This is a genomic window from Streptomyces sp. NPDC004647 (genome assembly GCF_040609575.1).
Classification (GTDB): Bacteria; Actinomycetota; Actinomycetes; order Streptomycetales; family Streptomycetaceae; genus Streptomyces.
In genome coordinates this window covers 25,504-37,192 of the sequence record NZ_JBEXKU010000074.1, presented here as the reverse complement: position 1 = coordinate 37,192, position 11,689 = coordinate 25,504, and the positions used below count along the sequence as shown (strand labels likewise).

The 11,689-nt window shown below is 68.8% G+C and carries 5 protein-coding genes and 3 pseudogenes; 4 read left to right on the top strand and 4 right to left on the bottom strand.

What is annotated here, in order from left to right; genetic code table 11:
• The first annotated feature begins 586 nt into the window (after positions 1–586).
• Positions 587–1,572 (top strand): annotated as a pseudogene (locus ABZW18_RS27065) (DUF6192 family protein).
• Between the two features lie 855 nt (positions 1,573–2,427).
• Here the strand turns inward: ABZW18_RS27065 and ABZW18_RS27060 are convergent.
• Positions 2,428–5,274 carry a hypothetical protein gene (locus ABZW18_RS27060; RefSeq protein WP_356192112.1) on the bottom strand — a complete coding sequence of 949 codons (2,847 nt, stop codon included), beginning with the start codon at positions 5,272–5,274 and terminating at the stop codon, positions 2,428–2,430.
• 514 nt (positions 5,275–5,788) lie between these two features.
• Between ABZW18_RS27060 and ABZW18_RS27055 the strand changes: the two genes are divergently transcribed.
• Both ABZW18_RS27055 and ABZW18_RS27050 read left to right on the top strand, forming a co-directional pair.
• Positions 5,789–6,121 (top strand): hypothetical protein, encoded by a 333-nt coding sequence (locus ABZW18_RS27055; RefSeq protein ID WP_356192109.1) that lies wholly within the window; start codon positions 5,789–5,791, stop codon positions 6,119–6,121.
• 82 nt (positions 6,122–6,203) lie between these two features.
• A pseudogene (locus ABZW18_RS27050) lies at positions 6,204–6,409 on the top strand (integrase core domain-containing protein); the annotation flags it as partial.
• Here ABZW18_RS27050 and ABZW18_RS27045 read toward each other — a convergent pair.
• On the bottom strand, positions 6,406–8,277 hold the full coding sequence (locus ABZW18_RS27045) for a penicillin-binding transpeptidase domain-containing protein (protein WP_356192107.1): 1,872 nt from the start codon (positions 8,275–8,277) through the stop codon (positions 6,406–6,408). The pseudogene ABZW18_RS27050 and the gene ABZW18_RS27045 sit on opposite strands and share 4 nt — an antisense overlap.
• Positions 8,278–8,761: 484 nt before the next feature.
• Positions 8,762–9,616, bottom strand: coding sequence for a helix-turn-helix domain-containing protein (locus tag ABZW18_RS27040; RefSeq protein WP_356192104.1), 855 nt, complete (start codon positions 9,614–9,616; stop codon positions 8,762–8,764).
• Positions 9,617–9,762: 146 nt separating this feature from the next.
• On the opposite strand from ABZW18_RS27040, the gene ABZW18_RS27035 reads away from it, so the two are divergent.
• Positions 9,763–10,368 (top strand): NAD(P)H-dependent oxidoreductase, encoded by a 606-nt coding sequence (locus ABZW18_RS27035; RefSeq protein WP_356192101.1) that lies wholly within the window; start codon positions 9,763–9,765, stop codon positions 10,366–10,368.
• A gap of 196 nt (positions 10,369–10,564) precedes the next feature.
• Here ABZW18_RS27035 and ABZW18_RS27030 read toward each other — a convergent pair.
• A pseudogene (locus tag ABZW18_RS27030) lies at positions 10,565–11,508 on the bottom strand (WYL domain-containing protein).
• Between the last annotated feature and the right edge of the window lie 181 nt (positions 11,509–11,689).

Genomic DNA, 11,689 nt, shown 5'->3' with positions numbered 1-11,689 from the left:
GTCGGGCTCCGCATCCAAGCGGAGCCCGACTGCTGCTACGGCCACCGCCTGTGGGCGTGACCGTCGACACGCCCTTTCATACAGTGGCCGCATGGGCAGGAACAGGGTGCCGCGGCTGCGGCTGGTCGTGGTCACGGGGGACGACGCCGGTCCGCGACTGTGCCTGGGGTGTGGTGGTCCGCTGATGCCGACGGCGAGGGCGACGGCAGCGTTCTGTTCTTCCGCGTGCCGGTCGCGGCACTGGCGGCGGATGCGGCGGGCGAGGGCGAGGACCGAGGCGGTCCAGACCGGTGTGACGTCCACTTGCCCGGAGTACGGCGCGTCGTGGACGGTCGGGATCGACCATCCTGCCTCGGCAACGTACTGCTCTCCCGCCTGCCGCAAACGAGCCTGGCACAGACGGCGCGCGGCGGACACCGGGTTGTGAGACCGCGCATCCGGCGGCTGTCATCGTGCTTCACTGCGGGGCCGTGCGCCCCTGGCAGGTGCCTGGAGTCGGCTGGATGGTGCGAAGTGACGGCCTGCCGGGGCGAGCTGACGGCATGGGCAAGGTGCCGCACCCGGGTCCGCCGGGGGTGATGTCCGGATGCCCGCGATGGTCGGGAGTGTGACCCGGGAACGCTACGACGAGCTGGTCAAGCTGGGGCGGGACTGGGTCGCGACGATGAGCAGTGCCCAGTGGCGGCTCGGGGACGCCGCCATGGAGATCGAGCCGATGCGTTCGTATGGGGGTGCGAATCCGTCCGGGAAGGACGACCTGTTCACCGTCAGCGAGGCCATCCGGATGTTCGCCGAAGACGTGGGACTGGCTTACACGACGGTCCGCAGTTACCGGTGGGTGTCCTCCCGCTGGCCGAAGGAACGCCGACGGTCGGACGTCTCGCACACAATCCACAAGATCCTGGCCAGCATCCCCGATGAGCAGGAGCGTTTCGAGGCGGTCACCAACCCCCGCCCAGCCCGCACGGCGGGGAGCCCAGGTGGACGCACGACAGCGCGAAACGCGTGGTGGGCTGGAAGGTCGACTCCCCGGAGAGCGTCCAAGAGAAGGTCGAAGCGATCCACGACCTGGCCACCGACGACGCGGTCGCGGCCGTGGTGACCACCGACTTCCTGCGCCGTCCGGCAGTCGCCGACAAGGCCATGGCCGACGACACCGCCCGGCACGCGGTCAACGAAGCCCAGTTCGACCGGTTCCGCCAGCAAGCCCAGTTCGTGCACCAGGAGGCAGCCCCGCAACTGCAGCGCATGGAGCACAGCGCCCAGTTCATGGACCTGGTCGCGGCCTGCGCCCAGTTTGTCACCACGGCCGGCAGGATCGTTCCCAACCTGCGCGGCGAACACTACGACGACGCCGAACGCGACACCATCAGCCGGGGCCTTGCCCGGGTACGCGCCGCGGCCGACTGGATCGAGAACGCCGTCACCCGCGGCGAGGTCGACCTGGACGAGCAGCTCGAAAGGCTGCTGAAGGGCTCGGGAGAGTGCCACTGCGGCATAAGGATAGTCCATTCTCGCGCCAATGACTGGACTCGTTCTTCGCACTACGTCCAGTGCAGACTCTGCGAGTAGGGCGCGTTCACTAGGCGTATTGGTCTCGGTAACAGTGCAATGGCTTCGCTCAGGTCGTAGAACTGACTGGCGATCTGGACTGGTGTTCTCGCGTCCCAGTTGGACTCGTTGGCCTGCATCATCTGTTGGACGGTGGGGTCGAATCGCTCGGAAGCCATGCAGCCATCCAATCTTGACGCCCCGCCGTCGGGGAACGCCGCCCAGGAGACCGGACGGATTCTTACGCCGGATTCTTACGCCGGATTCTTACGCCGGACCCGTCGCCGGACGCGTCGCCGGACTGGTGACGGCTCACCCCGTCCTCGGGTGATCGCCGCCTCCAACTGAATCAGTGTGAGGAATGCTCAGGAGCAGCAGGTCGAACTCGGGGTAGGCGGGCGGGTTTCAGTACGGGCCGGTGTCTTCGTAGCCGAGCCGGGCGTAGAGGTCGTGGCCACGCCGGTTCGAGGGCGGGGCGAGGAGTGAGGACCACCTCGGAACGATGGTCTTGGTCTTGATCAGCGCAGCGTGGAGGCGGGAGCCGATGCCCTGGGACTACCACGGCGGACGCACGGCGAGCTCGCACAGGCCCGTCGGGCTCGCGCTGGACACGGGCGCGGGGAGACCGGAGGACGTTGTCTGTGACGGGGAGCGCCTGACCGGGGACGGGTTGATGCGGATACTGCGGACCGCAGCCCGTTCCCGTACCTCTCGTCTGGAGGCGCTGGACGGGCTGTGCCTGGACGGGCGGTCCGGTCCTCTGAGGGCTCTGGATCCTCCGGTGCTCACCGATCGGAACCGCTGGACAATCGCGACGGACATGCTGACGCGTGGTCATCCCCTCTCCGGGATCTGAAGGCGGCGCGTCCCACCAGGTCAGTCTTTCTTCGCACGGGGGCAGCCGTCGGGGTCGCGGGATTGCTTCTCCTCAAAGAGGGCGCCGATGAGGTAGACGCATTGAGGCTCGGCACCGAGGTCGTGGACGTCGGCGATCTGCAGGATGGCCAGGTTGCGGTTGTCGCCGATGCGGGACTTGCTGAAGCTGATCGCTCCGGTGGCCCCCTTGAACGTCATCTCCCGGAACTGCTGGGCCACCGCTCCTCGGTTCGGTCCACGACTGGCCTGGGACGCTCCCAGCCGCCGGTCCATTTGGCGCACCGCTTCCACGAAGAGTCCCGCGGCGTCATAGGCGAGTCCGGACAGCTCGGCCGGCCACAGCAGGGCCGGGGACTTCTGCTTGGTCAGTTCCTTGGAGAGCTCGTCATGCAGTGAACTGTAGCCCGCACAGAATGCGTAGAGTGGCGCCCCACCGCCCACCGCAGGCGCGGGCCTGCCTTTCAGGCACTGCGGACCCGCGAGGGTCACCAGACTTCCCATCCCTACGTACGACACCGATATTCCGGCAAGCGCGTCGTCGTTGCGGTTCTGCTCCTGTGCCATGAACCGGGACACCGCGTCATCAGCGACAATCCCGGGAAGCTTCTCCCGGTCGTAGCAGCCCGTGGTCACCGCGCGCAGGAAGTCTCCGAAGTCGTCTTCCCGCCCCGCGTAGTAGATGAGCTCTCGGCTCCGGTCGACGGGTCGGCTGCACAGCGAATCCAGGTCCCCGGCCGAGTCCTTCCAGCCGACGCGGCCAACGCTGAGATCGGCCTGGGCCAGCTTGTTCCGCACCCCTTCGACCAATGTCTTGACGTACGTGTCGCCGCCGGCGAGGGGTGGATGATAGACGGTGACCTTCCGCGCTTGCACGTACTGCGCATAGTCGGCGAGCAGTTTCGCCTGCCTGAGATTGCCGGGTACGAGCTGGAAGTACAACGGCGAGCGATCGGCCAGGCCCGTCCCGGTGAGCGTGGTGCCGATGGCCGGAATTCCGGCGTGACCGAGCTCGGTGATTGCCTGTTCGGTTTCCACGACCGTGCGATCGAGACCGACGACGCCCAGGATGGTGGGGTCGGCCAGAAAGAGCGGGCGAAGCATCTCGCGAACGACCTGGGGGGCCTTCTTCATCCCCGAGCCACCGTTGGCCACGATCACGCGGAGCAGCGGCTGTGACGTCGACTTCACGTTCTGCTGACGTTGCCGTAGGAGCAAGCCCTCCAGTTCCTCGGCGAAAGCGTCGTCAGCGTCGGGCGCAGCCCCGCGATGAGTCAGCCCCACGAAGTGCACGATGCCGATGTACGACCGGTCGGCGTCATTCTTGTGGAGCCGGTCAGCTATTGTGTTCTGTTCGAAGATCTCCTTCTGAGCTTTGCGCAGACGCTCGTCGGACCCGAAGATCTGAGCGCTGTTGTCGCTGTAGCCGATACACTGACGGTCTCCCGGGGCAATCTCTTCCAGTCTGACCGCGACGCCATCGGTGACCCGGGAGCGGAAGAAGGAGCAGTTGGCTGCCCAATAGCCGGTCATTGCTTCAACAGCGGGTATGGACGTGACGACCAGGGCGACCGCCATCACTATCTCCACTACAGCGCGCCGGACCAGGAGCGGAGCGGCGTTCGGCCGAAAGCCGGCTGCGGTGTCCCATGCGGCCCGGTCCTCTCGGGGCAGCGACCGGGCGTCGGAGGGAGCAACCGGACGGGGTAGCTTGATCCGGAAGTAGCGACCGTCCTTCACCAGCATCTGACGTCTACTGGGCAAGTTGCGCCGCCATACTGTCAGCGCAAATCCTGCTTCCGTCGGATCGACGACCTCGGATCCGGCATCCGCTGACGTCGGTGGCCACTGGTCGCTTGCGGCGATGACGAAGAGCGGATCGAGTTCTCCGGTCTCATTGCGGACCTCGTTGATCAGCTGCAGTAGCTCCCAACCGCCGTTCTCCTCGGTAACGTTGTCCAGCAGAACGGTCAGGTACGCGGTACGGCGCCACCCCTTGCGATTGGGAAGAATCATCCAACGGCGACGCCGGTAGGCGATCCTCAGGTCCTCCAGGAAGGCATGGACGAGAAGCTTTTTGATCTGTTCCAGGTTCTCAGAGCCGCGTCGGTCGACCGTGAGCCGTTCCGAGAAGCCCAGGAAGCTCACGGAATGACGCGGAATCATGAAGTTCTGCCGTCGTATGAACCACCTGGATTCCCGGCTCAGCCCCGGGACCCGTTTCTCCATCCAACGGAAACCAACACGGCGGCCGAACCACAGCAGCAGGTGCAGGCTCAACCTCGTGAACCCGCTGGGAGCCATGTCAGCCGCATTCGACAACTCACCGGAGTCCGGCTGGCTCTCCCTGCCGCTCCACTGACGCAAGAGCCGGACGACGGGCTGGTCATTGCGCCCTTGGGAGGGCGGCAGCGGCTGGCCGGTGAGCCAGTCCGCAAGCCGGTAGTAGTCGAACCGTGTCAACTGCCCCGTGCCGAACCGATCGGCCGCGACACTGAAGCTCAGGACGTCCAGGAGCGGGAGTAGCGGCATCTCCCTCCGCAACGGCCCGGCCTCCGTCTCACCTGATGCTGCCCAGCGGTTCCACGACAGATCCCGGGCGGAGCTCGCATCGACGAAGGCATGCGGCACCTTGGGCGAGGGCGCCGCGCCCAACTGCTCCGAGAGCGCGGTGAGAAAGCCGTTCGCCCCCGACTCACGTTGCAGGCAGACCAAGGGCAGCGGCTGGTCACCACGCAGTTCCTGGTCCTGAGGCCGAGAGAGGAAGCGTGGTCGTTCGGTCAACCCTTTGATCAGCGATAACAGCGTATGAACACCCGCAAAGATCGGGCCGGCCGGTTCTGTCGCCAACGTGTCATCCCCTTGAGTCGCAGAGTCGGCTTGAGTCGCAGAGTCGGCGCCGGAGCGGCCTTTCCGAAAGCCGGGCCGGTACCGTTCGATCCCGGTTGAGAGGTGTACCGCCCGGACGACGCCGACGGACAGTGGAGCCGACCCTGCCATCCCATGTCGCCATGCTCATCAGAGCGACAGCCTGCAACGCCCGGCACTCGATCTTGACCGATCTCGCGACCGCGGACGTGCGCATGCCTTGCGTACGGCCAGGAGGCGTGGCGGATCCGATCACGTCGGCCGCACAAGAGCCGACCGGCATGCCCGAAGAGCCATGGCTGAGACGCGGGGCCGGCGAGCAACAGCTCATCTTTGTCCGTTTGGAGTGAATATTACGTTTCTGATGAACAGCGACACCTTTGCGTCGCACATTTACCGTTTGATTGTGATTCAAACGATGCTCGGGAGTTTAGCTGTTAATCGTGAGTAACATGCGCTGACTGACGCTTTGTTCGCTCCCGAGACTTCAACTGATGTGGCGGGGAGGGTGATCGTCCGCTCCGCCCGCCGGCGCCGGGAGCCGGGAGCCGCCTCGGCCATCCTCTACCGGTGCTGGCACCTCCCCCTTGCCCTGCGCATCGTCGGCAACCGGTTGGCTGTCCGTCCCCAATGGATCCTGCGCCATCTGGCCGATCGCCTTGCCGACGAGGAGCACAGGCTCAATGTCCTGGCCGCGGGGGATCTTGAGATCCGGGCCGCCTTCCACCACGCCTACCGTCAACTCACCCCCGAGGTCCGTCGGGTCTTCCGGCGGCTCTCGCTGATCGTCGGCACCGAATTCGGCGTCCAGCTCGGGGCTCCGTGGTGACAGGCACAGCCATGGCGGATGCCGAGACCGCGTTCGAGGAGCTCACCGACAGCAGTCTGCTGCAGGTGGGGGGCAGGCCGGTCGATACCGGTTGCACGGCAAGGTCGAACGCTTCCATCGCACCGGCCGACGGCTGGGCCCTCGGCCGCTTCTAGTCCAGCGAATCAGCCCGCCGCAAAAGCCCTGCCGGCCTGGCTCCATCACAACAATCACCACCGCCCCCGCACCGCAACCGGCGGCAAACCGCCCATCGCCAGGCCCACCAACGTCCCTGGGCAGGACAACTAGCCCAGAGCCCGGAGGAACCTGGCCGCGACAGGACCGGCGTCCTTGCCGCCCGAGCCACCGTCCTCCAGGAGTACGGCGAAGGCGAGGTCACCGCGGAAGCCGATCATCCAGGCGTGGGTTCCCGGGGGTTTCCCGGTGCCGAACTCCGCCGTGCCGGTCTTGGCACCCGGGCTGCCGGAGATACCGCGCAGCGCCTTCCCCGATCCCTCGGTGACCACCGCGCCCATCAGGGTGCGCAGTTCCTCCGCGACGGCGGGGGCCAGCTCCTTGGCGGCCCTGTGCTTGTTCTCCGCGGCATCCGGGACCAGCACCGGCTGCCGGAAGGAGCCCTCCTTGACGGTGGCGGCGACCGAGGCCATCACCAGCGGGCTCGCCTCCACCCTCCCCTGGCCGATCATGCCCGCCGCCTTCTCGTTCTCGCCGGCGGGCTCGGGCACGCTGCCGTCGAAGGTGGCCGCCCCGACGTCCCACGCACCACCGATGCCGAACTGCCCCGCCGCACCGGTGAGCGTGCCCTTCCCCAGCTTGTCACGCAGGCCGATGAAGCCCGTGTTGCAGGACTGCGCGAAGTCCTCGCGGAACGTCGTTCCCGTGGGCAGCTCGTACTCGGCCTGATTCTCGAACCTCTGGCCGTCGACGCCGACCGTGCGCGGACACGGCACAGCGGCCTTCGGGCTGAGCCCGGACTGCAGCAGCGCCGCTGCCGTGACCACCTTGAAGGTGGAGCCGGGCGCGTAGCGGCCGGTGAAAGCGCGGTTCTCCCCGGAGTCCGGGGAGTTGGAGACGGCCAGGACTTCGCCGGTGCCGGGCCGCAGTGCCACCAGGGCCGCGTTCTTCTTCACGCCGGCCAACGCCTGATCCGCCGCCCGCTGTGTCCTCGGGTCGAGCGTCGTCCCGACCGGCCGGCCGGGCTTCCCCCGGCTGCGGAAGAGCACCCGCCCGGCCTCCTGCTCCACCTGGTCGAAGACCCGGACGCTCGTGGTCGCGGTGCCCGCCAGCTGCTTCTGGTAGCGGTACTGCAGGCCCGTGACGCCCACCTCATCGGCCGCGGCCGCGCCCGGCCCGGCATTCCTCAACGTCTCCGCCGTGGCCCGCCCGACACCGCCGATCAATGGCTTCGCGGCCACGGCCAGCGCGCGTCGCGCATCGCGGAACTGCAGCCCCGGAACGGGGAGCAGCTTCTCGCGCACCTTGCGGTAGACCTCGTCCCTGAGGGTGACGACGGGGACGGACTGATCCGGCTTCGCCGCCGCCACGCGGGACTTCAGCGTGCGGATGTCGAGGTCGACGCCGAGCTCGGCCTCATCCAGCACCTGATACGCGCGGTCCGGGTCCTTGAGCTGTGCGGGCCAGATGCTGATCGCCCAGACGGTTTGCTCCGGAGCGAGATCGCTGCCGTCAGCGGCCAGGATCGCCGCCCGGCGTGGCAGATCGCGGTTGCGCACCAGCCGGGTGTACTTCCGCAGTTCCGGATGCAGTACCGAGGGGGTGAAGTGCACCTTCCAACGGCCCCCGGACTCCCGGACCTCGGCGCTCGACCCGTATTTCCAGACACCCGCTCCGGCCAGGGTGAACTCAGCACGGAAGGCGACGTGCGCCGTGCCCTCCCGCTGTCCGTCCGTCCTCTCCCCCGGCGTCAACCGCGCCTTGTCAACGCCCAGTTCCCCGCCCAGACGGGCCAGTTCCGTCTCGGCCTCCTCCGGATCATCGGTGAAGGAGGCCGCCCTCTTCGCATCACCCGCGGCCCAGGCGGACAGGAACGACCGCGCCGTCTTCGTCGCCTCGTCCTCCTCCGAGCCGCAGCCGGAGGCCAGGCCCGTGAGCAGGCCGACCGTGAGTGCCGCAGCGGGCATGCGCCGGTGTCGCATACGCGTTCATCCCCTGGTGTCCCACACGACATGCATGACCACAATCGTGACCGGAGCCCGTCCCGCTATCGCACCCGACGCGCGCAACGATCCCGCCCGCATCCTCCCCCGAATCCCCCCGGACACCCCCCGGCCCCCAGCCCGGCGCACCACGCCCGGAGCCGCCCGCCGCTGTGAGGAGGCAAGCTCGGTCACCGGCTGAGTGCCTGCGGCACCGACCCTCCGTGTCGTGACGCCTTCCGCGGTGGCTGTTTCCGGGCCTCCCCGAGCGCACCACAAGCCGCCCGGAGGCGGCCGGACGCAAAACGCCGAGAGCATCGACGACGAAGGTGAGCTGTTCTGACTCCTCCGGCGTGGGGGCCGCGCCGCCGGCGTCGAAGTCGTCCGCGAAGCGGATGGCCAGGGGTCTGGATACCGGGCCGGATGGCGGCCCTGCCGCCAACAGGACCCCGTAGCAGCACCTTCGCGTACCCACGCCCCTGCGTCAGCCGGACACTGCGTGCAGCGCGCCAGGCAGGCGGCCGGTGAGGCGGTCGAGCGCGGCGGATGTGGCGCCGTCGGCGGGGAGGTGGACGATGAGGAGCTGGTCGTCGTCGGCGGGCAATTCGAGGGTTTCGTACGCCAGGCGCAGCTCGCCCGCCTCGGGGTGGACCAGCCGCGCTACGCCGCTGGACTTCGGGAGACCGGTCAGTGTGTCCACGCGCTCGGCGAAAGCGGCCCCGGCGGTGACGGTCAACTCGTCGGCGAGCGCCGCGACATGCCGGTCCGCCCGGAACGGCCCTTGCTTGAGGGCGGCAACCTGTTCGTCGGCGATGCGGTCCCAGTCGGGGTAGGCGGTACGTGCCCGGTCGTCGGTGAACACGAAGCGGGCGAGGTTCGGCGGCCTGCCGTCCAGCAGACCGACGGGGCCTGCCAGCCGCTCGTAACCTGCGGTGCAGGCGAGGATCTCGCTCAGCCGGTTGAGCAGCACGGCGGGAGCGGGCTCAAGGCGGTCGAGCAGTGTCCGCACGGTAGGGCGCACCGCGCGGGCCGGCGCCGCGCCGCCCATGCAAGTGAAGCCGCCCTCGGCCGCCTTGGTGAGGCGGTGGAGGTGGATGCGTTCGCTTGCGGTCAGCCCTAGCGCGTCGGCCAGCGCGGAAAGCACCTGTGCGGACGGCCGGCGGTCCCGTCCCTGCTCGAGCCGTGTCACGTACTCGACGCTGACTCCGGCGAGCGTGGCCAGCTCCGCCCGGCGCAGACCCGGCGTACGGCGGCGAGGCCCCGTGGGCAGCCCCACCTCGGCGGGTGTGACGGCTTCACGGCGGATACGCAGGAACATGCCCAGCTCGTTGTCGCTCACGTTGCGAACGTAACAGCCGCGGCCGCCGGGATCGTAGCCCTGCCACTACCAGTCTCAGCCCGGCCTTCCTGGTCTCCGCCCCACCCGGCAGGTTGAAAGGCGTGACCCCCATGGTCACCTCGTGACGTCGGAGAAGGAGCACAGCCATGCCCAGTGAGACCCTCAACCTCGCGGTGATGATCGGAAGCGTCAGGGAGGGCCGGTTCGGCCCGGTGGTCGCGAACTGGTTCATCGAGCAGGCAGAACTGCACGGCCAGTTCACGGTGGACCTCATCGATCTTGCGGATACACCCCTGCCGCTCGAGCTGCCGCCCGTGCCGCCGGCGCTCGAGCCCGACATGGCCCGTCCCGCCGAGATGGCGGACCTCACCCGGCGGATCGAGGCGGCCGACGCGATCGTCGTGGTGACACCGGAGTACAACCGCAGCTTCCCGGCCTCGCTGAAGGCCGCCATCGACTGGCACTACACCGAGTGGCAGACCAAGCCGGTCGGTTTCGTCGGCTACAGCGGCGGGAGCGGGGGCGTCCTGGCGATGGAGCAGCTGCGCCAGGTCTTCGGCGAGTTGCAGGCCCACACAGTCCGCGACTACGTCGCCTTCCCCCGGTACTACGAGCTCTTCAGCCCCGACGGCATCCTCAAGGACCCCGAAGGCCCCAACGGCGCCGCGAAGGTACTGCTCGACCAGCTCCTCTGGTGGGGCTCGGTCCTCCACGACGCCCGGCGCGATCGCCCGTACAGCACCGCGCATTAGCGTGGTCGATGCCTCGGCTCCTCCTGGAGCCGGCGCACGATCTCGGCGATGGCCAGGGCGTTGTGGAAGGCAGCCGCATTGGTGAATGTTGAATAGGGCGTCGAACTTCGCCGTCTTCTCCTGCTCGACGGGGTCGTTGCCGCGGAGGCCCGCCGTGAACGCGCGGTAGGCAAAGACCACCGCATCGGTACGGGAATCAGCTCGGTGTCCGCCGGTCCGGATCCTCCGCCCGGGGCGGGCCTCCGGCTGCTGCCGCGTAGCGGTCGGCGAGCTCGCGCAGCAGGGTCCGGAGCTCCGGCGGGTCCAGGACCTCGAACGCGACATCGAGGCTCGTGAGGTAGCCGACGAGGTCACGCAGGGAATCGCCCCCGGTCTCCAGGACGCAGCTGTGCTCGTCGACCGGGCGCAGCAGGCCGCCCGCCGGCGTGACGCGCTCGGCGACGACCTCGGCGGGCGCGTGGAGGCGGACGCGCGCCGGGTGCTTCCACGCCAGCGAGCCGGTCCCGCGTACGACGTGGCTCGCGGCGTCCTCAAGCGGCTCGCGCGGCGTGAACCGCGGCCCGGTGGGCAGGCGCGGGCCGGATGTGATCCGCCCGAAACGTGCGCCAGCCCCCGCGGTCGCGGTCCCACGCGAGCAGGTACCAGCGGCGGCCGGTGTAGACGAGGCGGTGCGGCCACTCGGCGCACGCCGGCCACGCCGTCGTGCCCCCGGTAGTCGAAACGCAGCTGCTCGCGGTCGCGGCAGGCGCCGACGATGGTCGTGAGTGTCCCGGGGTCGACGGTCGGCCCGCCGCCCGCCGCGGAGACCGTGGCCTGCCGAAGGGCGTCGAGCCTGTGCCGCAGCCGGGCCGGCAGGGTCTGTTCGAGCTTGGTCAGCGCTCGCAGCGAGGTCTCCTCGATCCCGGTGACGGTGCCGGCCGCCGCCGCCCGCAGTCCCACCCCCACGGCGACGGCCTCGTCGTCGTCGAGCAGCAGCGGCGGCACCGCGGTACCGGCTCCGAGCCGGTAGCCGCCGGTGTTCCCGGTGCTGGAGTGCACCTCGTAGCCGAGGATGCGCAGCCGTTCGACGTCGTTGCGCACGGTCCTGGTGGTGACGCCGAGGCGGCCGGCGAGATCGGCGCCGGACCAGTCTTGCCGCACGGGGAGGCCCCCAGTGAACTGCCGGGTCTGGGCCCATGGCCGCCCGACCCGGCAGAAGCCTGAAGCAAAAGCGCTCGCGCCGTCGGTCATCAGCCTCCCGTTGTTCCGCGGGTGCACCACCCTGACCGTGCCCGGCGGATGCAGCCCATGGGAGAGACCCAGGCGCCTCTTCCCTGAGCGC